Source organism: Thalassospira sp. ER-Se-21-Dark, assembly GCF_017922435.1.
Lineage (GTDB): Bacteria > Pseudomonadota > Alphaproteobacteria > Rhodospirillales > Thalassospiraceae > Thalassospira.
Genome location: NZ_VDEZ01000002.1, coordinates 721,065 through 745,053, shown reverse-complemented (window position 1 = coordinate 745,053; position 23,989 = coordinate 721,065). Strand labels below are relative to the sequence as shown.

Here is a 23,989-nt window from a genome sequence, read left to right as displayed (position 1 = left end):
ATAAACGTCCGGGTACCGTCGATGCCGTGCATGGCGTCGACGGTATTCAATAAAGTTAGGAAAACTGCCGTGTCAGAGAGAAAATCTCCTTATCTGTTATCGATGTCGGGCATCACCAAACGTTACGGTGGTGTCCGCGCACTGGAAAATGTCAGCTTCGATACGCACCGCGGATCAATCCATGCGCTGCTTGGTGAAAACGGCGCAGGGAAGTCGACGCTGATCAAGATCCTATCGGGCGTTGTGCAGCCCGATAGCGGAACGATCGAACTTGATGGCAACACCGTAAGCTTTGCCAATCCACAACAGGCCAATGATCTGGGCGTGTCTTGCATTTTTCAGGAATTGTCGCTGCTGCCGGACCTGACAGTAGCCGACAACATTGGCATTACTCGTCCGCCACTTAAATTCGGAATGATCGACTATCGGGCCCAGCGCCGCATCGCCGAAGAGGCCCTTGCGCGTGTCGGCGGCGAAAACATCGATCCGATGGAAACCGTCAGCAATCTTTCACTGTCACGGCGTCAGATGGTTGAAATCGCCAAGGCACTGGCACGCAACCCGAAAATTCTGATCTTGGATGAAGCGACGTCTGCCCTGACAGCGGCCGATGTCGATAAGGTCTTTAAGATGCTTCATCGGCTTCGCGATGAGGGGATGGCGATCATCTATATTTCGCACCGCATGCCCGAAATTGCTGAACTGGCCGATACCTGTACGGTTTATCGCAATGGCACGAAAGTCGAGACATTCAAAAACGGCACAAAATCGGACAGCGCCGTTGTCGAGATGATGATCGGTCGCGAATACAGCAGTGTCTATCCGGCAAAAAGCACCCGACCCACCGCAACCAAGCCGATCCTGAAGGTCTCAGACTTTTCCTGGAACGATGAACTTAATGGCATCGATCTGGAAATGCGCCCGGGGGAAATCGTTGGGCTCGGCGGTTTGGATGGGCAGGGGCAACGACAACTGCAATTGGGGCTGTTTGGGACCCTGATCGGGTCGAGCGGATCGGTGGAAATCAATGGCGCGCCGGTAAAGTTGAACAGCCCGAAGATGGCGAAGTCAGATGACATCGGCATTGCTTTGGTGCCCGAAGACCGCAAATACGAAGGCCTGATGTTGTCAATGACCGTACGTGAAAACCTGTCCTTTGCCGCGGTCGAAAAAATGAGCCGGATGGGCGTTGTTGATAAGCGCGCAGAAGAGGCCGCGATTGACGAGATGATCGCGCTACTCAAGATCAAGGCAGATGGCATTGATGGCCCGGTCGGGGCGCTATCCGGCGGCAACCAGCAGAAGGTCGTTATCGGCAAGTGGTTGATGACCAAGCCACGCATCATTCTGTTGAACGATCCGACGCGTGGAATTGATGTCGGCACCAAGCAGGAAATCTATCAACTGTTGCAAAAATTGGCGGCAGAGGGATGTGCAATCCTTTTGTATTCCACCGATTACGACGAACTGATTGGCTGCTGTGACCGTGTGCTGGTGATGTATGACGGCAGGATCGTTCGAACGCTTGCCGGCGATGATCTTAATGAAACAAATCTGGTGTCAGCTGCGCTTAACCTGCCGGAACAGGCAGCGAACCGACCTGAACCAAAAAAGCTACAGGGAGCGTCGCTATGACTGTGAGCTCAGAACCAGCAGATCTGGTTTCACGCCAAAAATACTTCGGCTGGGTGGGCCGCCTGTCGGCAGCACAGCGCGGTATTCTGATCGCAATGCTTATCTTTGCCACCATGTTCATCGTTTATGGCTGGAAGCAGGCAGCGGGCCTGACGCCCAACATGATAAATACCGCGGCCAACAAGGGCGCATTGCTCGCACTTGTCGCCATGGCGCAAACACTGCCGGTTATTACCCGCGGGCTTGACCTGTCGGTGGGGGCGACCTTTGTTCTGGCCAACTGCCTTGCTTCGACAATTGTCGTTGATGGGCCGATTGCAACCACGTTCGGCATTTTTGGTGTGCTGTTGCTTGGGCTGGCTTGCGGGGCCGTAAATGGCTTGATTATCGTCTATGGACGGTTGCAGCCGCTGATCGCGACACTGGCCACCAGTGCGGTTTATTTCGGTATTGCGCTTGCCGTTCGACCCCAGCCGGGCGGATCGGTCAATTTTGAACTTGCCGACTTCATGACGCGATCATCTTTTGCCGTTCCGCATAGCGTTTTGCTGTTGCTGGCGGTCGTTGTGTTCATCTGGATACCGTATCGCCGATCAGTTTTGGGTAGAGCCGCCTTTGCCATCGGCTCATCCGAACAGGCAGCGTATATGTCCGGAATTCCGATCAATCGCGCAAAGATGCTGGCCTACACCCTAAGCGGTTTGTTGGCATCTATTGGCGGGATCCTTTTGACAGCATTGACCTATTCCGGCGCAGCGAAGATGTCGATTGCCAATGAGTACACGCTTAATTCCATCGGCGCAGTTGTCATTGGCGGCACGTCTTTGTTTGGCGGTGTCGGCAGCGCGGTTGGCTCGATTTTCGGGGCCTTCGTCATGCGGACTGTTGGTGATCTGTTGATCGTGTTTGACATCAACCCAGTCTTGCAGCCGCTTTTTGTGGGCGTCGTACTGCTTGTTGCGGTCAGCCTCGGGTCGCTGCGTGTGCTCCGAATCAAGAACAGACTAGATATTTATCGGTAAGGCGGAAAAATGAGTGTTTCAGGCGTAATCGCAAGGCAATTTGATCGGGCAACCCTTATTGCATTTGCATGTGTGATTGTTCTGCTTCTGATCGGAGCAATGGTTGAACCTGCCTTTCTGTCACCGAAATATTTGATCCAGCAGCTCCATACCGCATCCTTCCTGGGTGTGGTGGCAAGCGGGGTGATGCTTGTCATTCTGCTGGGGCATATTGATCTGTCCATTCCCTGGACAATCGGCGTCGGCGGCATGATGGCAACTGGTGCCACAGGTTTTCTGGGACCGGAGTGGGGCGTTACACTTGCCGTTCCATTCGGTGTTCTATGTGGTGCATTGATCGGGACGGTAAATGGACTTGGCGTGGCATATTTGCGTGCGCCAGCCATGATCTTCACGCTCGGTATGAATGCCGTGGCGCAAGGCCTTATGGTTTATCACACCGGCGGTTTTGCCCCGCAGGATCGGGCGACCGAATTCATGCGCGAATTGGCGGTCGGGCATTTCATTCCGGGCATTCCCAATCCGCTTCTGATCTGGATCATTTTGGGGGCAGCGATCGTCTTCATGCTGAACCGATCCGTTCTTGGTCGACGGATCTATGCCGTCGGAAATCAGGAACGCTCGGTTTTTCTGAGTGGTGTTGATACACGCAAGGTCATTTTGGCTTGTTTTATCTTTTCCGGCGCGTGTGCGTCGTTGACGGGCGTTTTGTTGGCGGGGTGGGCCAATAGGTCTTATCAGGCGATGGGTGATCCATACCTGTTGCCGACGATTGCGGCGATTATTCTTGGCGGGACAAATGTGCTGGGTGGTCGCGGTAAGTATGTTGGGACGGTTGCCGGCGTGATTTTGATTACCATCCTGCAATCGATGCTCTCGGTGGTTCAGCCGCAGCGGTATTTTGCCCAACTTGGTGTCGATATTCCTGCTGATACCTTCCGACAGGTGGTGTTCGGGGTCGTGATCATCGGGATGTTGCTGATTTATGGGCGGCAACAGTTGGTGCGTTAACGGCCTTTGCGCCTAGGCGCGTAAGCTTTCGGACATCAGATACATTTAGCAAAGGACGTTCAATTGGCTAACTGTGCCGCAGACAAGCATCAAGATGCATTCGGTATGGCGGAACCCTATCAGGTTCTGGACCGTCGGTTCCGCGACCTTGTGTTGCCAAATGTCAGACTAAGAAAAATTTCTGGCGGGCATTTGTGGACAGAGGGACCTGTTTGGTTTCCAGCGCATCAGTGCCTGTTGTTTTCTGACATTCCAAATCAGAAGATTTTCCGTTGGATGTGTGACGGTTCGGTCAACGTGTTCCGCGATCATTCCGACTTTGCCAACGGCAATACGATCGATGTTAACGGTCGGCTGATTACTTGTCAGCACGGCACGCGAGCGGTGACACGAACCGAACATAACGGCGCAATCACGACGCTTGCTGATGGATTTGAGGGCAGGCGGCTTAATTCGCCAAACGACGTTGTCGTCAAATCCGATGGGTCCATCTGGTTTACGGACCCGACCTACGGAATATTGTCGAACTATGAGGGCTACAAAGCCACACCGGAACAGACATACAACAATGTATTTCGTCTTGATCCTGAAACGGGCACTTTAGCCAGCGTGACGCCCGAATTTCATAAGCCAAACGGACTGGCATTCTCGAACGATGAGACGCTGCTTTATATCGCGGAATCAGGCAGCAGCCACAACGAGGAAGTTCCCTCCGTCATTCGGGTTTACAACGTTGTTGACGGAAATAGACTTGAGAACGGTCGTGACTTTGCCGAGATCGATAACGGTTTGCCTGACGGGATCAGAGTTGATTGCTATGGCAATGTCTGGAGTTCTGCAGCCGACGGCGTGCACTGCTTTGATCCGACAGGTGTGTTGCTCGGCAAGATACTGGTGCCCGAAACGGTATCGAATTTAACCTTCGGTGGTGTACGGGCGAACGAGCTTTTGATTACGGCAACGACAAGCGTCTACGCCATACATGTCAACAGCGAAGCATTGGTTCGATAGGCTAAGTTGTTGGCGGATTTTAGATCCGGCGCAGTTGCTTAGTAGCCGTCGAACCTGAAAATAAGCGAGGTGTTAATCCCGCCAAATGCGAAATTGTTGCTCATCAAATGTTCGGCTTGGATGTTTCTGGAACTGCCTGAGATGTAGTCCAGCTCGGCGCAGGCGGGATCGACCTCTGAAAGGTTTGCAGTCGCCACGAAATTGCTTTCACGCATCATTTCCAGCCCCAGCCAGGCTTCAATCGCGCCGCACGCACCAAGGCTGTGGCCAAAGTGCCCCTTGAGGGTGTGGATCGGGACCGCACGACCAAAAACAGCACGAGTAGCTTCACTTTCGGCAATGTCTCCGTGGTCAGTTGCCGTGCCATGTCCACTGACAATGTCGATATCGTTGCCACATAGACCAGCATCATCAAGAGCCCCCTGAAGGGTGCGGGCCATTGTTTTGCTTGCTGGGTGCGTTATGTGGGAGCCATCCGAGTTGGTCGCAAACCCGACAATCTCGCCCAGAATTTTTGCTCCGCGTGCCTTGGCATGCTCATATTCTTCAAGGATCAGAGTGCCGGCACCTTCGCCGATCACCAAGCCATCGCGTTTGACGTCATAGGGACGGGGTGTTGCTTCTGGCGCATCATTGCTGACGCTGGTTGCAAACAGCGTATCAAACACTGCCACCATTGTCGGGCATAGTTCTTCAGCACCACCGGCGATCATGACATCTTGCTTGCCATATTTGATTGTCTCATACGCATATCCGATCCCCATGCTGCCAGATGTGCAGGCGGTCGAGGTGGGAATGATCCGCCCGGTGATCCCGTAAAGAACACCGATATTTACCGCTGCTGTATGGCTCATCATCTGAATGTAGCTGGTCGCGGTGATGGCGTTGCTATCGCCGTGTTCCATCAGGCGGGTAAAGCCAAGGACAGGCGGTGTGCTGCCAAATGACGATCCATATGCGATGCCAAGCCGCCCGCCTTCGAACAATGCGGTATCATTCCGCAAACCCGCCATTTCAAGCGCGTCGTCGGTTGCCGCGACAGCCATCTTCGCGACGCGCCCCATACTGCGTAACTGTTTCCGGTTAAACCGAGTTTTGAGCGAAAAGTCCGGCACAGGTGCGGCAAGACGGGTACGCAGATCGTATTTGTCATCCCACTCCGACATTCGAGCGATGCCTGTCTCGCCTGCTTGCATGCGGGCTTTGATGGTTGGCCAATCGTTTCCAAGTGCTGTAATGCCGGACATTCCGGTGACGACAACGCGGCGGGTCATAGCATGCCCCCATTCACACTAATGACCTGACGGGTAACATATGATGCATCGTCACTGCACAAGAATGAAATGGTCGCAGCGACTTCGTCGGCTGTTCCATAACGGCGCATCGGGATCATGGCCTTGACCTCATCTTCGGGGAGGTCTTTGGTCATCTGTGTTTCGATGATCCCGGGGGCCACCGCATTGACAGTGATTTTACGTTTCGCGAGTTCAAGGGCGAGGGACTTGACCGCGCCGATGATTCCGGCCTTGGACGCCGAATAGTTCACCTGGCCGCGGTTGCCAGCAATTCCTGCAATTGATGTCAGGGCAACGATGCGCCCACCTTTGCGCTGCTGAATAATCGGCATCAATAGCGGCTTGATAACGTTGTAAAACCCGTCAAGGTTGGTGTGAATGACGCTGTCCCAGTCGTCGTCTTCAAGGGCGGGAAATGGACCATCCCGTGTGACACCTGCATTCAGAATGATGCCATATGGTGCGCCATGTTCGGCGATATCGTTTTCCAAGGCTTCGCGTGTCGCGTCCCGATCGGATATATCAAACTGAACCAGCCGGGCCTGAACCCCGGATGCCAGAACATCTTTTGCGACAGATTCAGCGCCATCACGATCAGAGTTATAATGAAGAACGATGTCAAAGCCATCCCGTGCAAGACGTCGTGCTGCTGCGGCCCCTATGCCCTTGCTGGCGCCTGTTACCAATATGGTCCTGGTCATTGGTCTGTTGTTTCTTGGTTGTTGTCCGAAGGTGATGTCAAAGAAGTTTCATTGTCTTTGGGCTGATATACATTGATGCGTGCGGCGACAAGTATTTCCTCGCCCAAACGGATCTCCCCGTCAAACACACCCATTTCGCCATCTTCAAAGACGTTGCTTATGTGAACCGACAGGGTGCGGCCAATCGGGAGCCAATTGGCTGACAACGTGACCTTGCGCGATCCCAAAAGGTATCCGACACGTGGTGTCGCGTCAGGATCAGTGTTTTTTGCGCGCCAGCCGCTATAGGCGGCAACAGTCTGCGCTATATATTCAATGCCCACGTAGCTTGGTACACCTTTCGTGGGAATGCAGAACATGCTGTTGGCCGTGATGTCGACTTGAGCGGTCAGTGAGGTTTCGTCAGCGGACATGACCCGATCAATCAACAGCATCGGCTTGGCATGCATGACCAGTTCACTGATCGGGGGCAGGGCATGATTATGGCGCTGTGACATGTTGGTCATGAGGTCGTCCATCCTTTTCCAAGGATGACAGAGACATTGCTGCCGCCAAAGGCAAATGAGTTGCTCATCATTGCCAAGCGATCAGCCGGCGCCAGGGATTGCTGTGCAGCAACAAGGTTCAACTCCGGAATGTCATCATCCCGTTCGCCATCCCAGCGATGCTGCGGGAGCGGTGCACCAGTCTTGTTTTCGCTCAGAGAAAGCCAAAGAATTGCAGCTTCGATTGCGCCAGCTGCCCCCAAGCTATGCCCGGTCAGGGGTTTGGTCGAACTGGCCGGTACGTTTGAACCCAGAACTTCTGTAACGGCCTTGGCCTCCATAACATCATTAAGTGGCGTTGCCGTGCCATGAAGGTTGATATAGGCGATGTCGTGTGCTGTCAGGCCTGCATGCGCCAAGGCGGTGCGCATGGCACGCGCCGCGCCAACACCTTCCGGGTGCGGGGCATTGGGGTGATAGGCGTCCGAGCTTTCACCAACACCAAGCAATTCGATATCGCCTGCATCCTTGCGCAGAATAAAGAGGGCGGCACCTTCACCGATATTGATGCCATCGCGGTTCCGGCTCATCGGGTTGCAAATCGACATGGACAGCGATTGCAACGTATCAAACCCGCCAACGGTCAACCGACACAGACTGTCAACGCCCCCAACAAGAACGGCATCGCAAATATCCGCCTTTAACAATCGCATACCCGACGCAAAAGCCTTTGCACTTGATGAGCAGGCCGTAGAAACGGAGTAGGCAGGGCCCCCAAGCTTAAAGGCATCCCTTAAAAATGCCGATGGGGATCCTATTTCCTGATGTTCATAGCAGAAGGTATCAGGAAATTCGCCGGCTTCGATGCGATGCTGATAGTAATTGGTGCCTTCTTCAATCCCGGAGGTGCTGGTCCCGATCAGAACGCCAATCCGTTGCTGGCCATAGGTTCCAACCAAATCTTCAATCTCATCACTGATCTGGCTTGCTGCAGCCCAAAGTAGACGGTTATTGCGGGTATTATGTCTTGATAATTGCGGCGGCAGTGCAGGCAGGTCTGCCGTGACGGAGCCAAGAATTGCGTCACGGTCCGGTAAAAAAACGCTGCGCCGTATCATGTCTGCCGGTCTGCGTCCGGCAAGTGTCTCCGCGGTCTCTGCCTTACCACTTCCCAACGCGGAAATGATGCCGAGCGATGACAGATAAAATGGATGCCGGGTCATACTTAATTCCCGGTCCGTATTGAATTGATCTTGATACGATAGTTCAATTGTTGGTTTTGGAGAATGGCCTGACCTTGCCAGACGTCTTTGATCGGGTGTTCGATGGTGGCGTATTTACGGCCCGTATCGTCAAGCCGAATGGTTCGTTCACCAAATCCCTCATGAACCGACATATTATCGGGCAGGGCATCTTCAACAGCATCAAGTGGCCAATAGGTCATGACAATGTCAGCAAGAAGTCTTTTGGTATCAAATTCTTGCGGTAGCCAGTTGGCATTCTGGATTATGATTTCCTGAGCGGTCCATTCGATTTCAACAGCACGACGGCCAAGATCATCAATCAGGACAATTCGCGCGCGATCGGGCTGAATATTGATGCGCCCCTGAAAGGTTGCGGTTCCCGAATGGGCTTGATTGTTCCAGGTTGCTTCAACCTGTTGGACAACATCAATTGTCTCGTCTTCATCCCAAGGGGCAGCAGGCAGCGTAAATTCAAGCCCGTCAGCCAAGGCAACCTTATGCCCGGCATTGCCTGAAAACACTTCCGGCAGGGTTACCTGAGGCAGGTTCATTGTCTCGCACGCCGACAGGCCGACCATGCAGGCTAAGATCATTGCGGATTTCAGGATGCGGGAGTGCATAGGTCGTGCAACATCTCAAGATAACGGTCGGTTTTGGCAACCAGCGGATTTTCCATGTTCCATGCATAACCTGCCAGGATGGAAACGACCATACGTTTCAGTTGGGAATCATCATCTGGTTGTTCAAAAATAATTGTCTGCAAGCGGCCGTCATACCATGCATCGACATACGATCTGAAGGTTTCCACGCCTTTGATCAATGGCGTGGCAAAGCCCGTTTCCCAGTCGATGTCCGTGCGTCCCTGATGGCGCGCGATCAACATATCCGCGGCCAATTCAGCGGAATGAAGGGCAATTGTAACACCTGACGAGAATACCGGATCAAGGAAACCGGCAGCATTGCCAAGCAATACATACCCATCGCCGCACAGCTTTTCAGATTCCGCACTGTAGCCGGCGATTGATTGCAATTGTCGGGTTTGTTTCGCATTGGCCAGCAAATGACCAAGACGGGTTTCAGATATCAACCGGTCAAAGATATCCTGTTCACCCATACCGGCAAATTGAGGGTCACCATCCGGATAAATAACCCCAACGGATGCGGTGCCATCTGAAAACGGAATCAGCCAATACCAGATATCGCGACGATCGGGATGAACAGTGATCAGGATTTTGTCACGGTCATAGCCAGGGTTGTCAATGCGGTCGTTTACATGTGTAAACAATGCACGCCGGGCAATTGATTGCGGTGCACGGGCAAGTCCCAGAAGCTTTGGTAAAACACGGCCATAGCCGCTGGCGTCGACAATAAAACCAGCCCGCAATTGGGATGTTGCGCCCGCTTTATCCTGATAGGTGATGAGACAATCGCCATCTGACGTCTGTACTGCTGTGACCGTATGACCAAATCGAAGGTCAACACCGGCGCGTGCGGCCTCGTTGGCAAGGATATGATCAAATTCGGCACGCTTTACCTGATAGGTTGTCCCCCATCCAGTGGTCTCGAAATTCTGGCGGAAATCAATAGTGTGATGTTTTTTGCCGCACTCAAAGACAGCGCCGTTTTTGTGCTGGAAACCTGCTTTTTCAAGGGCGGGCACGAAACCGGCACGTTCAAGCACATTCATGCAATTGGGCAGCAGACTCTCGCCGATGACGAAGCGTGGAAATTCCTGTGCCTCAAGCACTGTGACATGAAGTCCTGCATCGTGAAGCAGTTTGGCCACTGTACTGCCAGCGGGACCGGCGCCAATGACGGCGATATCGCAATCCTGTCTCAATTTGCCCGTCCTGTTGTTGTCGTGAACTTGGTTGGTGCTGTCATCCAGAAGGCAAGGAACCAGGCGCCAACCAATCCGATTGCTATCACAGTGCCGATATCGCTAACCAACGGGACTGAACTGGTCGCCAAAAGGCCGAATGCAAGAACGCTGCTAATCAGCGACAGAAAGACCGCAAGCTGGGTATTTGATGTGTATTCTCCGTCACTTCCTTCACTGAGGAAAAGCACGTAATCCGCGCCAATCGCAAAGACGAGGAACATCGCCATTGTTGTAAAGAAACTGATCGAAACACCCAACACAGTCCCGCCAAGGAGCGCAAACAAGATCGCGCCGGCAGGGGCGGAAAAAATACGGATACCTTTTTGAACGCCATAGCGCAGCGAGGCAAGAAACAGCGCAATCAGCAGAACCGAGCCAAGTGCGACATAGGCCCAATAGCGGTAGTCCGCGAATTGAGCGCTGATCGTTTCCGTCGGGCTGATCAGGCGGGATTCCTCAAAAGGCTCAAGAACCGTGGCGACTGCAGCGCCATCTGAAACACCTCGGAGCCGGATGATATCGGATGCGCCAGCTTGAAGACTTGTCACCTCAGGCAAGGTCTTGCCTACCTTATCCGGACTAAGGTACGGCGTGTCCAAATCCGGGGTGTTGATGGAAATTTGCAGAACTTCAGTCAATGCCGGGGCGAATGGCAGGTATAGGTTGTCCCGAACCAGTTCTCGGTTGGCTTTCTGGCGCGCAATGGAGGGGACAACATCTGATAATGCGATAGCGCCCTGAATTTTCCCTTCGGCGATCAACGGCGAGATGATTTGGCGAACTGCCTCGGATGTCTCAAGACGTTTCTGCGCGTTGTCACCGTCAATCCGGATAAAGGCCGGACTTCCGCCCAAGCCAAGGGTTTCTGATATGGTCCGGGCGTCTGAAACCAGGGTCGGATTGCTTTGGCCAAGTGCGCGTATGTCATCATGTCCGGGAACGAGATAGGCCGTAACTGGGAGGGCGGCGATCAGGAGGACGGCCACAATCAATCTCAGCCGTGCTGAAACAACAAGGTAGGACAATGCGACCATAAGGTTGTTGTGTATGACCGTTATCGGCGAGTTAGTCCGAACTTCACGAGCCGGGAAAAGCGGCAGAAGGAATTTCACTGAACAATAGGCCGAAAGCAGTCCGGCAATCGAATAGATGGCGATTTGCAGCAACAAACTGGTGGGGCTCAGTGCCAGCGCGATAAAGCCGATCACCGAGGTTAAAAGCCCCAAACCAAGGCCGCCTCGGATTGCGTTAAAACGATCATCGGACCCCGCTTTACCCGTCGGCACCACGAGAAAATGCAGGGCATAGTCAATTGAGATTCCGATCATTGTCGCGCCGAAGACCAAGGCAATTGCATGAATGGTGCCGAAAAATGCCGTCAGGGCTGTGGCACCCGCAATCAGGCCACTTCCGACAACCACAATCGCGCCGATAAGCGGTAACGGCGAAAAGAAGGTCAAGCCGATCATGATTGCGATCCCAAGTGTCGCAATCAAAGCAATGGTTTGAACGTCACTTTTGGCCGTGGCGGCTTCGTTCACGGCGAAGAATATCTGACCGGTTTTAACGATCGTAAGTTCGGGGGCGTTTCGGTGCGCGTCGCTGATAATCCGATTGATCTCATCAACCCATTTTTGAGCGTGGCTGCCAGACTGGTCACTTTGCAGCGAGACCATCAACGGAAGATGAACGCGATCATTTTTGGTGACGATATCATTCCCGGGGCCGAGTTTTGTCGCCAACCCAGTCAGAAATTCCGGCATCAGCAGGAACGGATCCTGTTTTAGTGTCGTGCTGGTAAAGGATGATGCAGGCGAATAGAGCTGTTGAAGTGTACGTTGATACAGCAGATCTGCTTGCCCGTTGGCAAGTGCAGTCCGGTCGTTGTCAGACAGCAACCCGCTGGCATAGGGGCCATAGAGGCTGCGCACGTCTTCAAGGCGTCCGGTGTTTTGTCCGGGCAGCGTGACGTTTTCGGTTCCCTCGATTTGCGAGATTTCTGTTTTGAGCTTTTCGGCAAGGGATGTCAGCTGATCCCGGTCAGTGTGCGACAGCATCAAAATCGCCTGTCGACCATTTTCCCTTAGCAGGGCGCGTACCACATCAATATCGCTGATGCCATCCTGATTGCGTTCCTGTTCCTGACCAATCAATGACAGAAAGTCAGCATCCAATTGGGTCCGGTCTGTCGCAAGCTGCCAGACAGTGAAGCTGGCCATCACGACGAGACAAATGATCCAAATGAATGCGCTGCGCATTATTCGGGTATCCCGTCTGTAAAGAGTTTGGCGAATTCAGGGGGAAGAGGAAGCATTCCGACCACCTGATCATCAAACGTAATGACATCCTGATCTGACGATGGTTTTTCGATCGTCACCGTTTTCACAAAGATATCGCCTGACGCCGCGATCCGGTTCACCTGGGTCGCGACAGCACCGTTAGTTTTCGGCGTTAGGATGGCTTCCCATGTATTTGATTTTTTGGTGTTTTCGGCAATATTAAACTGGCTTTGCAAGGTTTCCCAATTACCTGACAAAACCGAAGATATCATGCTGACGAACTGTCTTGTCTCTGACCCGCTTGCCATGGCATTTCGATCACCATTTGGGGTAATCGTAAAAATTCCATCACCCTCAAGGACGGTTATTCCGGGAAACGGGAAAGTTGTTTTCCAGATCAAACCATTTTGAGGCGATATAACAAATTCACCACGCGAAAGCAGTGGTTTTTCAAATCCGTCCAGATGACGGGCAAGCTCAAACTTGCCGTGAAGGTACTCGTTCTCATCAAGTGGGGTGGGCTTGGCTGTCTCCGCGTGCAATGCCCGCTGTCCTGCCGACAGACCGACAATGACGATTGCACACAGTTTGATCAGAACAAGAAAACGGCGGGTCACAGGAGGGTCTCCATCTTTTCGATGAAGAAATCCGGGCTGCGATACAGCATTTCGCCGCTGTCTTTTTCAACCGCGACCTGAATGGTAAATCCCTTGGTTAGTTTTTGGCCCGTTTTCGCATCCGTAACCAGATAGTCGATCTTCAGGCGGTTTTCGTATTCCCGTAGGGTTGCCGTGATCGTGATTTCCTGACCAAAGCGACAGGGGGCAACATATTTGACGCGCATATCGACGATTGGCCAGACAAAGCCGGACTCATCCATCTGCGGGTAATTATAGTCAATCTTATCGAGCAGGGCACAACGGGCATTCTCGAAGAACTGAACGTAGTTGCCGTGCCAGACCACATTCATCGGGTCGAGATGATAAAACTGTACGATTTCTGTGACTGATGCGCTGATCATCAAACGCCCTCATTGCAACATCTGGCGTTTTCCTGGTGGTTATTCATTTTTATCCTTCTTGTCTGCCCAGAAATCGTAAAAATTGAACCATTGCAGCGGTTGTTTCACAACAAGCTTTTCCAGCCAGCTTGCATAAGTTTTTGCATATTTCGTGATTGTGGCTGTGCGTGTCTTGCGCGGCAAGTCTATGCGCTCAGCCAGTTTTTCCCAAGAAATGTTGAAACGTTTGCCATCTCGCCAGGCCGCGACCATGTAGACCGGGCACTGCAGAAGGTGGGCAAGGATAAATGGCCCCTGCGGAAATGGGGCATTCTGGCCGATAAAGGGTACAGAAACCGTTTTATCCCGGGCGCCGATAGCCACACGGTCAGCAGCAATCACAATCCATTCACCACGTTCCGCCTTTTCACGAAGAAGCATCGCGGTATCCGGGCCGATATCGGTAACCTCGATCAGGTCGACCTGACTTTCCGGGGCAAGCTGTTGAAGCACGCGGCCGAACCGGGCAGCGTTTTTCTGATGAAGCAGCACATTGACCCGAAAGTTACGATCGCGGCTGGCGATGGCACGAACGAGCTCGATATTGCCAAAGTGCGAGACAAAGAGGATTACCGCCTGATCCCGGGGAATATAGGAAAACAAACTGTCCGCATCTTCGGGCAGGTCAAGATCATCGATGTTCATTTCGCCGCACCAGGCAGCGATTTTATCAAGGGCAGATTCCCCGAACTTCATGAAATGGCCAAAGCTGTCACGCCAAGTCGGCTTGGGATCGCCATTATGCTTTGCTACGCGTTCTAGGAAGTCTTGCGATGCGGCCCGTGCCGTGCGCCCAGTCACGAAGAAATAGGCAATAATCGGCGACATCACTGCCAGACAGAGCTTTCGCCCACCAAAACGATAAACCTGTCCCAGAAAACGCATGCCCCAATAAATGCCGCGTTCATCGATTTCAGACCAATGGCTCCCACTGTCTGCGTTTGTGGATGACGCAAACTTTCCGCCCTTGGCAACGAAGCATGGAAGCCGTGCAAGCATGCCGCACACCAGTCGGGTATGCATCCAACTGATCAGAACGTTATCGCGCCACATGCGAAAGTTCGACGTATTTCCAACCGGGTAGGTGACCTTGATGGGCATATGGATTACGGGTACGCCCTGCCAGAAAAGGCGAACCATGATCTCAGTGTCGAAGTCCATCCTGTGGCCGATGCCATGGTGTTTCCAGATATCAAGGCTAGGGCCAATGGGATAGATGCGAAACCCGCACATGCTGTCGCGGATCTGAAGCGACAGTGTTTCAATCCACACCCAGACATGGGTCACCCAGCGGCCGATCTTGCGCCCGGTGGGGATGCTATCATCATATATCGGAAGTCCGGTAACAAGGGCTCCGGGCGATTGTTGCGCAAGTTTGACCATATCATCGATGCGATCAAGGTCATGCTGACCATCAGCATCAATCTGAAAGGCATGGCTGAAACCATGACGCTTGGCCGCGGCCATGCCCGTCATCACGGCAACGCCTTTACCGGCATTTTCATCAAGCCGTTGGCAGAAAATACCGCTATCAGGTGCATGTAACCTGCTTACGGTGTTGCGGGTTTCGGTGTCTGAACCATCATCGATGATAAAGACCGGGATATCGTGGTCACGAATGCGCGTTACGACACTTTCCAGCGTGGCACTATGGTTATGGGTGGGGACGATGGCACAAAGTTTCATGCAGCGTCACCATACTTCAATATGCCTGAACTCAGATTGCCATCACTGTCCGAGAAGTAACGGAATTTTACTTTCTGACGATTTGCGTCAAGGCGCATTTCCAAGTTCACAACATGACCCGGGAGGATCGGTTTTCGGAACTTAAGCTGTGAAACTTCAGAGGTTGTTTCAGGCGTTCCGAACATGGATGACGCATAGGACGTTGCCCAATGCAGTTGGGTAACGCCAGGTAAAATTGGCATGTCCGGGAAATGACCGGCAAAGTAAATCAGGTCTTCACGCAGTCTCAATTTGAGGGCGACCTGATCATCGGTTTGAACAGTGTCGAGAATATCGGGTTCTGTTGGCCTTTGCGTGAAAACAGCGCGCAACAGATGAAGCGGGCGCTTGCCCTGGCTGTCTGTCGGGATCTGGTCAACAAACCGCCAGCGCTGCGGCAGGGCGGCGTCTTCTTCAAATTCGGCGATCTGCCGGCGTAACAAACGCCCCATCCGAAAAGTGCCCAATTCTTTGTGCCGGGCATCGCCCGCATCGCTAAGGACAACAACCGCACCAAGTCGGCGATCATTCTCGTCGGGAACTAAAACAACCGCCTCTGAAACCAGATCAGAGGCCATCAAATGTTGTTCCACCGAACTCAGTGAAACACGTTTTCCTTCAACCTTTACAATCCGGTCGGCACGCCCCAGCAAGCGAAACTTCCCGGAAGTTTGGTCAATATCTGCTTTGTCTTCGGTTTGATACCAGTCTGCCTTGGCAATATGCGGTGCCTGCACCACAAGGCATCCCTTATCATTCAGACGCGGTGTTACGCCGGGCAGGGGCGTCCAGTCGGTTTCAGTAGATGTTTGGCGTCGATAAGCAATGCCGCCGGTTTCCGTGCTGCCGTATATTTCGATAGGGCAAGTCCCGAACATGTCCCGCGTCGCTTGTGCATGTTCGTAATCAAGCGGTCCGCCGGACGAGAAAATCAGAGATGGTCGCGCTATATCGGCCAGACCCGGATACAGGTTCTTGAGATGTGCGGGACTGGTGATCAGGACATCCCCCTGTTTAAGGTCACCTTGCATCATTTCCCAGAATGGCGCAGGGTCAGCGGTGAATATCCGGCCAGACATAACCGGCCAGATCACACGAAAGATCAGGCCGTAAATATGCTGGTGTGAAACCAGCCCGACAACCCGCGCGCTTGCTGAAATCATCGGCGACCATAACGGGTCCTGAATGGTGACTTCTTGCTCAATCTGTTCAAGTGTTTTCGTGATGGGCTTCGGAAGGCCTGTGCTGCCGGATGTAAAAAACACGGCAAAACAACGTGCTGGGTCCGGTGTTTGGTCTGGTTTCTGAGGACAGGTTGCTTGACCAGCTTTCACCAGATCTTCGATTGCTTCGTCATCAAGGAAAAGATCAAACTGATCTTCGAGTGTACCGAGATAGGCAGGTTTGTCGGTCGCAGGCAGGATTACCGTTGAGCCACGCTGCCATATTGCCATCAGGGCAATCGTGAACAGATGTGCAGATTGACAGTGAACTGCGATGCGTTTTTCACCCGGAAGGCTTGCCGCAAGTGTGATGGCATCCTTCATCAACTCTTCGCGCGTAATTAGCCGTTCACCAACAATGCATTGGGGCCTATTGCGGCTTTCTGTCTGGTAAAGGGCTGTCAAAAATCCGGTCATACTCGATGATCATTGATGTGATGTTGGTGGCGGGCTTTGATGATGCGACGAACAGGCCATTCCCCGACGAACAAAACCGCAATCAAAATATATGAAATAAACCCGTTATATAGGGTCCACATTTCAAGTGTTGCGTAAAGTGCGGTCCACAAGGCAACCAGACCATTCGCAATAAAAAACGCGATCCATACTTTGGTCAATCTGCGGGTGTAAATCACCCCGAATGTATCCAATTCCGGTGTTTTCAGGCGGGCGAACCGCTCAATAATCGGCATTCCAGAGAACAGCGACAGCGTAAACACCAGGGCAAGCGTCGCGCTGATAATGACCGGGTAGAAACGCAAAGCCAAGATCTCGCTGGCAAAACCTGCTGCGCCGAGGATGACAGCAACAATGCCGACAATCAGTCCCGCACCATATTTGTTGGCGATGAAGAACATAACAGCGCGTGCAATGACAAAGATGATGGCCGCGATCAGGATAATACGTGGGGAAACCGCGCCCAAACCGAAATAGACGATAACCGGATAGGCAATACCCAACAGGGCAATAACGATGGTCAAAATCCGTTTAGGAACTGACCAGGTCATGAATTTTCTCTACCACATCATTGACCGTGCGCACCGACCGGAATTCCATCGCAGGGATTTTCTTGCCGGTAATTTCCTGAAACTTCACAATAAGATCAACCGCGTCAATACTGTCGAGATCAAGGTCCTCCATCAAGCGGGCATCAGGCTGGATGTCCTCGGCCGGGACTTCGAACATATCGACAAGATAATCGTGGAGCTGCTGATAAACGTCTTCACGGCTATGCATGATTACCCCTCCTTGCCGGACTGTTCGATGAAGAGCGCAAGGTTGCGGACCGAAGCGAAGTGGGTTTTGACATCTTCGTTCTTGGCATCAATACGGACGTCGTATTTCTTCTGAATGGCGACCCCGAGTTCGAGCGCATCAATGGAATCAAGTCCAAGCCCCTCGACAAAAAGCGGTTCTTCGCTGTCAATTTCTTCGACTGTGACGTCTTCAAGGTTAAGCGTCTCGATAATAAAGGCTTTAAGTTCGTTTTCCAGCGCGGTCATTCTTCAGTCTGTCCACAAAATAATCCCTGATGAACCGGGTAACATACCGGGCCTGTTTGGCACGGCTGAGCTCCGGATCATGCAAATCCCCAAATGCAAGCGGCTTATCCACCACGATACGATAGCGTATTTTCGATGGTGCGATCCTATACCACCGTACCCCTTTTTTCAGAGTATCGTGATTACAGTGCACAACCACCGGAATCAAGTCGGCTTGTGTTTCTATCGCGATGTTGGCAACGCCACGTTGGAATTTCCCCAATGTTTGGTTGCTTGGCGTGCGCGTTCCCTCCGGAAAAATCAGGATGCACGCACCATCACTCAGATGATGTTTCGCCTGTTTAATCAAATGTTCCGGGTTATCATCATTGCGAATAAAGCCGGCAGCCCGCACAACACCGAACAAAAATGGATTCCGAAACAGCTGGTGCTTTACGACACATTGGCACTTATCAAGCTGTGCCAGGATCATCACAACATCAAGCAGAGTAGGGTGGTTGGCGATGATGATCGACCCGTTTGCTGTACGAAGCTGAGCCATATTCTCGGTTTCGACTGAGGCGACGCCAATTACATCAAGCATTCCGGCAAAAAGTCGGAAACCGCGACAAATTACGAGCTGCGCATAGCGCCTACGTTTTTCGCGGTCCTGAAGTACCAGCATCATGGCGGGAAAAATCGTAAGCGCCATAAAAAGCCCGCCGAGCCCGAAACTGGCAAAGGCAAAGCCCGTGGCGAAAAGGCGCCAGTACCAGTTAAAGCCTTTTTGGGTGCCTTTGCGCGGAGGTATTGGCCGCTGAGCTATCTTGTCAGGCATTTTTGCTAACGGTCCAACAACCGTTGGTACCGAAAAGCGTGTGTTTGCCTAGGCCGCTTTCCAAAAATTTGGCAAACCGTTCTGCCTCGAGAGGTGCAGATATCCTGGTCGTTTCCGAAGTCGTACCGAATTCGACCGCGTAGCTGTTGGATTGGCTGGCATGCGATAAAGGTTCGAACCGCACGGCTAGTGCGGTTCCAGTTTGGTCACCTTGTTCAAGATGTCTGTAAACAGCAGGCAGCGGCAGGTCGATATAGCACAATATGACGGGCAGGTTGGTGTCATTGATCTGACAAATGGCCTCTGTCATACCAGCGATAAGGCTATCTGGCCCGGCGGCAACGGCAGTATGGCTTTCAGTTATTGACCAATTAATCGATGCGATGCCGACAAATGCATTGTGAACCGACATGCCAAAGTCGGCCGGGGAGAGTGCTTCGTTCGTTATGACCTGGTGCAGAAGCTTTACGGTGCGTTCGATATTTCCATGTCGTGATGCAAACACGATGTATGGATTGTCGTCTGTGCGCAAGGTTGTGGCCAAAACCTCTGCTGCGGCACGGCCATACAAATCCAGTCGGCGTTTCCATGCCGGTTTCAATCCGCCAGCCAAGTCAGCCTTGCCGATTCCGGTTTTGCTGGATTGAAGCAGCCCGGGCGTTCCGTATTTCAGATCTGCGTGATCGTTAGACCCGCACCAGAACGCCCAGTTTGTAACGCCGACTTGCACTGCCATAAGTGGCGCGGTCAGTTGGCAAGTGCGGCTTTGGCCGACACTTCACGCAAGATATCCTGACGCAGATTATTGACCCAACGATTGTAATTGTAATGGATCGAGGTGCCGTCATAGTTCAGGTTTGTGCTATCGGCATAGACGATGGAGAATTCGGTTTTGTCAAAGCCGATTCTAACTTTTGCCATGTGCGAGCGTGGCGAGTAGGTGGCGAACAATACGCCGTCCGCCTGACGGGTGATGATCCAGTCACGGTCAGACGCGGCTTTGATGATGCTCTCTTCAATTTGCGCAAGGCTCAGCTTTTCAGTACCGGCCGGGAATGCATGATGAGTGACATTTTCGACAGGTGCCGTACGGCAGGCCGCGACAAGAAGTGTCAATAAACCGACGACGGCAAACTTAAAAGGGCGCATATCCAACCTACCAATTTTCGATATTATGTTGTGCATCCGGTGCGGATGATTGTTGCATGTTACAACAATACTTAATTGTGTAATGAAACCATGATGAACCATTCAACCAAAACTTGGCCTTCAGACGAAAATTTCCCATCAGTTCCTGTTCATGTTGCGGGAAATGGAAGTGTTTTATGGTCCATTTTGCGACTGGAGCATGGCGCGAACGAAAGCCGTCGCGCACAGCGCCTGCGGTCATCAAACACCGCTCAATCAATGCTCCGTAACCTCGCGCAGGTGCATTTAGGACCGTCGCAGGCATTTGAGGTTTCAAAAGAGCCGTCGGGCAGGCCGGTAGTCAGGCTTTCAGATAAAGCCTTGATGGCAAGTATCAGCCATAGCCGATATCTGGTCTGCGTTGCGCTCGGATGCGATGAACAAATCGCGGTTGGCATCGATGTTGAGTTTCACGAACCCGGCAGAAATATTGAGAGCATGATCCAGTCGCTTGGTTGGGCCGATGTGGGGCTGTCGCCAGAGGCATTTTATAATGCGTGGTGTCTCTATGAGGCACGGTTTAAAGCGACCGGCATTGTTGCTCGAAACGAGCAGCCTGAGATGTGCATTTCTGCCTTGGCGGTAGCGGCGCAATATAGCGGAATGTTGGTGTGGGCGTCAAAAACCATTGATAGTTTAATCAGTTAGCTTGCCTAGATACACAATCAATAATTTGTCATAATATATATTATAGAACTATTCGGTGCTGTGTCGCGTTAGGACATTTCGACCTCACCTCTGAAGTCTTTGGTGCCTAGTTCACCTCAATAACCAAGCCATCATAAGCTGGTTCAACATGGTTTGGCGTGTCTGCCATCGCCTGTGCGTAGTCAAACTGGATGCTCATGTGCGTCATATAGACTTGCTTGGGTTTGAACTCTTCCACCCAGCCAAGAAGTTTCTCTAGATGTGCGTGCGTGTTGTGCGGACGATGCCGCAAGCAATCCACGACCCAGACATCAAGATCATAGAGATGTTCTTTGGATTCTTCGGGGAATTCAACCACATCCGTGGAATAAGCAAACTTGCCTACTTTGAAGCCAAGGGTCTCGCCATAGCCGTGGTCTTGGCTGAAAACCGTGATTGGGACCCCTGCTGGCTTGATTGGCCCTGTGATGACATGCGGGATCAATACCGGCTTGAAATAGAACTCAACGCCTTCTGGCAGCGGCGTGAAGACATAATTGAAGCGATGATCAATGTCCGAGATTGTCTGTGCATTCGCATAGATATCAATCGGACTTTCCATGGCGACATTCAGCCAGCGAACATCATCAATGCCATGCACATGATCGGCATGTGAATGGGTGAACAGGATGGCATCGACGTGGTCGATCCCGTGCGTCAGCGCCTGCTGGCGAAAATCCGGTGTCACGTCGACAAGGATCTTTTTCCCGGCTTCCTCGATCAGGATCGAGCTGCGTAAACGTTGGTTTTTCGGATTGTTCGGGTCGCACTTTCCCCATCCAAGGCCAACCGATGGCACACCATTTGAGGAGCCGCAGCCAAGGATGGTTACCTTCGTCACTGTTATTCGGCTCCCAGCGCAAGCAGGTTGTTCCGATCCGCTTTTGTGAACAGTTTGAAGAAGTTATCCGTCGTTATTCGCGTGATTTCTTCGATGTCAACACCCTTGATTTCGGCCAGCTTCGCCGCTGTATGGGCAACGTAGCTCGGCTCGTTCGGTTTGCCGCGCTTGGGGACTGGTGCCAGATACGGCGCATCGGTTTCCACCAGCAGCCGATCAAGCGGCACATCTTCAACAGCGGCACGAATTTCCTTGGCGGAATTAAAGGTGATGATACCCGAACAAGAAATATAAAACCCGATCTTCAACGCACGCTGCGCCAGAGTGGCGGAGCTCGAAAAGCAGTGAATAACGCCGGTAAACGGCCCCTTCTGATACTCTTCTTCCAGAATATCCATCGTGTCATCGTCCGCATCGCGTGTATGCACGATCAAGGGCAAGCCGGTTTCACGGCAGGCCGCGATATGGGCGCGGAAGCTTTGTTGTTGCGCATCGCGCGGGGCATTGTCATAGAAGTAATCCAGACCGCTTTCGCCGATCCCGATGACTTTCGGGTCGGATGCCTTTTCGATCAGGGCATCGGGGCTTGAAAGCCCCTCCTCGCCAGCTTCATGTGGATGAACGCCAATCGTGCAATAGATATGATCGGATTGTTCGGCAACCGCGCGGACCTTGTCAAAGGTTGTCAGTTTCACGCCGATGCTGACCATCATGCCAACGCCGGCATTTTTGGCACGTGCAAGGGTTCCGCTCAGATCATCGGAAAATTGCGGGTAGTCCAGATGGCAGTGGCTGTCGACAAGGGCGACATTCATGCCTTCTCTCCTTCATCCTCGGTCTCGACATAGCGTGGGAAAACGCCCGCCGGTTTCGGAATTTCCGATCCCGGTTTCAGGGCGTTGTCCGGTCCAAGCGCATCAAACCCACGCTGATCATCGGCCAGCACCAGCTGGTCAAGGATTTTGGCGGCGGAGTCCGGCATGATTGGTTGGACAAGGATGCCGACGTGGCGAATGACCTCGGCCAGGACATACAAAACCGTCTCCATACGCGCAGGATCAGTCTTTTTCAGGCCCCAAGGCGCCATTTCATCGACATAACGGTTGGCATCACCCACAAGGCTCCAGATCGCTTCCAGTCCCTTGTTGAACGCCTGCTCGTCAAACAGCGGGCGCATGGTATCAAGCATGCCGTGTGCCTTTGTGAAGATTTCCTTGTCCGCGTCGGTGAACTCGCCCGGGGTCGGGATCGCGGCGTTGCAGTTCTTGTGGATCATCGACAGAACGCGCTGGCACATATTGCCAAGATCGTTGGCCAGTTCGCTGTTCATGCGGTTGACCATGGAACGATGAGAAAAGTCGCCATCATTGCCAAACGGAACTTCACGCATAAGGAAATATCGCGTCTGATCCAGACCGTATTTATCGGTCAGGTCATACGGATCAATCACATTACCGATCGATTTCGAGATCTTCTGGCCTTCGTTGGTCCACCAGCCATGGGCAAAGACGCGCTTCGGCGGTGTGATCCCCGCAGCCAGAAGGAATGCCGGCCAGTAAACAGCATGGAATCGCAGGATATCCTTGCCGACCATATGCAGGTCAGCAGGCCAATATTTTTCAAGTTTGGCCGTATCTGCATCCGGGTAACCGATCGCGGTCAGATAGTTGGTCAGTGCATCGAGCCAGACATACATGACGTGGTCTTCGTCACCTGGCACCGGAACGCCCCATTTGAAGCTGGTACGCGATACGGAAAGATCATGCATGCCACCCTTCACAAAGCTGATCACTTCGTTGCGGCGTGATTGCGGTGCGATGAAGTCCGGATTCTGTTCGTAGAATTCCAGCAGGCGATCACCCCAAACAGACAGCTTGAAGAAATAACTTGGTTCAGACACCCACTCTACCGGTGCGCCGGTTGGCGCGAGTTTTTCGCCGTCTTTTTCGATCAGTTCCTTCTCGCCGTAGAACGCCTCGTCACGGACCGAATACCAGCCATCATAGGAGCCAAGATAGATCTCGCCCTTTTCAAGCAACGTATTCCAAAGCGCCTGACAGGCCTTTTTGTGACGTTCTTCCGTGGTGCGGATGAAGTCATCGTTGGAATAGTTCATGTGAACGGCAAGATCGCGGAAGTTTTGCGAAACCTGGTCCGTAAACACCTGCGGGGCAATGCCCTTGGCCGCGGCCGATTTATCGACCTTTTGACCGTGTTCATCGGTTCCGGTCAGGAACATCACGTCATAACCGTCCAGGCGCTTGAAGCGGGCCAGAACGTCACAGGCAAGCGTGGTATAGGCATGGCCGATATGGGGCTTGTCGTTGACGTAATAGATCGGTGTCGTGATGTAGTAGGGCTGTTTGTGCCCGGTCATGGTC

The 23,989-nt window shown here is 52.6% G+C and carries 25 protein-coding genes; 5 read left to right on the top strand and 20 right to left on the bottom strand.

Annotation, left to right across the window (positions count from 1 at the left end; translation table 11 throughout):
- The first annotated feature begins 69 nt into the window (after window positions 1–69).
- The 4 genes from FHI25_RS11110 to FHI25_RS11095 all read left to right on the top strand — a co-directional run bounded on the left by FHI25_RS11110 (window position 70) and on the right by FHI25_RS11095 (window position 4,679).
- A complete protein-coding gene (locus tag FHI25_RS11110; RefSeq protein WP_210517835.1) occupies window positions 70–1,635 on the top strand; it encodes a sugar ABC transporter ATP-binding protein in 1,566 nt (521 codons plus the stop codon).
- Entirely contained in the window at window positions 1,632–2,657 is a 1,026-nt protein-coding gene (locus FHI25_RS11105) for an ABC transporter permease (protein ID WP_083952776.1), read from the top strand. Before FHI25_RS11110 ends, FHI25_RS11105 begins: the two co-directional genes overlap by 4 nt.
- A gap of 9 nt (window positions 2,658–2,666) precedes the next feature.
- Entirely contained in the window at window positions 2,667–3,668 is a 1,002-nt protein-coding gene (locus tag FHI25_RS11100) for an ABC transporter permease (protein WP_210517833.1), read from the top strand.
- Window positions 3,669–3,731: 63 nt separating this feature from the next.
- Window positions 3,732–4,679 (top strand): SMP-30/gluconolactonase/LRE family protein, encoded by a 948-nt coding sequence (locus FHI25_RS11095; protein ID WP_246879040.1) that lies wholly within the window; start codon window positions 3,732–3,734, stop codon window positions 4,677–4,679.
- A 38-nt stretch (window positions 4,680–4,717) separates the two neighbouring features.
- Here FHI25_RS11095 and FHI25_RS11090 read toward each other — a convergent pair whose 3' ends face one another.
- The 17 genes from FHI25_RS11090 to FHI25_RS11010 all read right to left on the bottom strand — a co-directional run bounded on the left by FHI25_RS11090 (window position 4,718) and on the right by FHI25_RS11010 (window position 20,041).
- A complete protein-coding gene (locus FHI25_RS11090; protein WP_210517831.1) occupies window positions 4,718–5,953 on the bottom strand; it encodes a beta-ketoacyl-ACP synthase in 1,236 nt (411 codons plus the stop codon).
- Window positions 5,950–6,675, bottom strand: a complete 726-nt coding sequence (fabG, locus tag FHI25_RS11085) for a 3-oxoacyl-ACP reductase FabG (protein WP_210517828.1) — start codon at window positions 6,673–6,675, stop codon at window positions 5,950–5,952. The genes FHI25_RS11090 and fabG overlap by 4 nt, the downstream gene beginning before the upstream one ends.
- A complete protein-coding gene (locus FHI25_RS11080; protein WP_210517826.1) occupies window positions 6,672–7,193 on the bottom strand; it encodes a hypothetical protein in 522 nt (173 codons plus the stop codon). The genes fabG and FHI25_RS11080 overlap by 4 nt, the downstream gene beginning before the upstream one ends.
- The gene (locus FHI25_RS11075) at window positions 7,178–8,383 is read right to left on the bottom strand and encodes a beta-ketoacyl-[acyl-carrier-protein] synthase family protein (RefSeq protein WP_210517824.1); all 1,206 of its coding nucleotides are present in this window, start codon (window positions 8,381–8,383) and stop codon (window positions 7,178–7,180) included. The genes FHI25_RS11080 and FHI25_RS11075 overlap by 16 nt, the downstream gene beginning before the upstream one ends.
- Window positions 8,384–8,385: 2 nt before the next feature.
- The gene (locus FHI25_RS11070; RefSeq protein WP_210517822.1) at window positions 8,386–8,955 is read right to left on the bottom strand and encodes a DUF3261 domain-containing protein; all 570 of its coding nucleotides are present in this window, start codon (window positions 8,953–8,955) and stop codon (window positions 8,386–8,388) included.
- A gap of 50 nt (window positions 8,956–9,005) precedes the next feature.
- Entirely contained in the window at window positions 9,006–10,244 is a 1,239-nt protein-coding gene (locus FHI25_RS11065) for an NAD(P)/FAD-dependent oxidoreductase (protein ID WP_210517819.1), read from the bottom strand.
- The gene (locus FHI25_RS11060) at window positions 10,241–12,544 is read right to left on the bottom strand and encodes an MMPL family transporter (protein WP_210517817.1); all 2,304 of its coding nucleotides are present in this window, start codon (window positions 12,542–12,544) and stop codon (window positions 10,241–10,243) included. The genes FHI25_RS11065 and FHI25_RS11060 overlap by 4 nt, the downstream gene beginning before the upstream one ends.
- A complete protein-coding gene (locus FHI25_RS11055; protein ID WP_210517814.1) occupies window positions 12,544–13,182 on the bottom strand; it encodes an outer membrane lipoprotein carrier protein LolA in 639 nt (212 codons plus the stop codon). Before FHI25_RS11055 ends, FHI25_RS11060 begins: the two co-directional genes overlap by 1 nt.
- Window positions 13,179–13,586, bottom strand: coding sequence for a thioesterase family protein (locus tag FHI25_RS11050; RefSeq protein WP_210517812.1), 408 nt, complete (start codon window positions 13,584–13,586; stop codon window positions 13,179–13,181). Before FHI25_RS11050 ends, FHI25_RS11055 begins: the two co-directional genes overlap by 4 nt.
- 39 nt (window positions 13,587–13,625) lie before the next feature.
- Entirely contained in the window at window positions 13,626–15,311 is a 1,686-nt protein-coding gene (locus FHI25_RS11045; protein WP_210517810.1) for a glycosyltransferase family 2 protein, read from the bottom strand.
- Window positions 15,308–16,897, bottom strand: a complete 1,590-nt coding sequence (locus tag FHI25_RS11040) for an AMP-binding protein (protein ID WP_210517808.1) — start codon at window positions 16,895–16,897, stop codon at window positions 15,308–15,310. Before FHI25_RS11040 ends, FHI25_RS11045 begins: the two co-directional genes overlap by 4 nt.
- 89 nt (window positions 16,898–16,986) lie before the next feature.
- Entirely contained in the window at window positions 16,987–17,553 is a 567-nt protein-coding gene (locus FHI25_RS11035) for a hypothetical protein (protein WP_210517806.1), read from the bottom strand.
- A 7-nt stretch (window positions 17,554–17,560) separates the two neighbouring features.
- Window positions 17,561–17,809, bottom strand: coding sequence for an acyl carrier protein (locus tag FHI25_RS11030; RefSeq protein WP_210517804.1), 249 nt, complete (start codon window positions 17,807–17,809; stop codon window positions 17,561–17,563).
- A gap of 2 nt (window positions 17,810–17,811) precedes the next feature.
- A complete protein-coding gene (locus FHI25_RS11025) occupies window positions 17,812–18,075 on the bottom strand; it encodes a phosphopantetheine-binding protein (protein WP_210517801.1) in 264 nt (87 codons plus the stop codon).
- Entirely contained in the window at window positions 18,050–18,892 is an 843-nt protein-coding gene (locus FHI25_RS11020; RefSeq protein ID WP_210517798.1) for a lysophospholipid acyltransferase family protein, read from the bottom strand. The genes FHI25_RS11025 and FHI25_RS11020 overlap by 26 nt, the downstream gene beginning before the upstream one ends.
- On the bottom strand, window positions 18,885–19,628 hold the full coding sequence (locus FHI25_RS11015; protein WP_210517796.1) for a beta-ketoacyl synthase chain length factor: 744 nt from the start codon (window positions 19,626–19,628) through the stop codon (window positions 18,885–18,887). Before FHI25_RS11015 ends, FHI25_RS11020 begins: the two co-directional genes overlap by 8 nt.
- 11 nt (window positions 19,629–19,639) lie before the next feature.
- A complete protein-coding gene (locus FHI25_RS11010; RefSeq protein ID WP_210517793.1) occupies window positions 19,640–20,041 on the bottom strand; it encodes a hypothetical protein in 402 nt (133 codons plus the stop codon).
- Window positions 20,042–20,134: 93 nt separating this feature from the next.
- Between FHI25_RS11010 and FHI25_RS11005 the strand changes: the two genes are divergently transcribed.
- Complete coding sequence (locus FHI25_RS11005; protein ID WP_210517791.1) at window positions 20,135–20,728, top strand: hypothetical protein; 594 nt, start codon at window positions 20,135–20,137, stop codon at window positions 20,726–20,728.
- A 106-nt stretch (window positions 20,729–20,834) separates the two neighbouring features.
- Here the strand turns inward: FHI25_RS11005 and FHI25_RS11000 are convergent, their stop codons facing one another.
- From FHI25_RS11000 to metG, 3 genes are read right to left on the bottom strand one after another with little or no spacing between them, the layout of a single operon-like run.
- Window positions 20,835–21,608 carry an MBL fold metallo-hydrolase gene (locus tag FHI25_RS11000; protein ID WP_210517788.1) on the bottom strand — a complete coding sequence of 258 codons (774 nt, stop codon included), beginning with the start codon at window positions 21,606–21,608 and terminating at the stop codon, window positions 20,835–20,837.
- A 2-nt stretch (window positions 21,609–21,610) separates the two neighbouring features.
- The gene (locus FHI25_RS10995) at window positions 21,611–22,423 is read right to left on the bottom strand and encodes a TatD family hydrolase (protein WP_210517786.1); all 813 of its coding nucleotides are present in this window, start codon (window positions 22,421–22,423) and stop codon (window positions 21,611–21,613) included.
- Window positions 22,420–23,985, bottom strand: coding sequence for a methionine--tRNA ligase (gene metG, locus FHI25_RS10990; protein ID WP_210517784.1), 1,566 nt, complete (start codon window positions 23,983–23,985; stop codon window positions 22,420–22,422). Before metG ends, FHI25_RS10995 begins: the two co-directional genes overlap by 4 nt.
- Window positions 23,986–23,989: the final 4 nt, after the last annotated feature.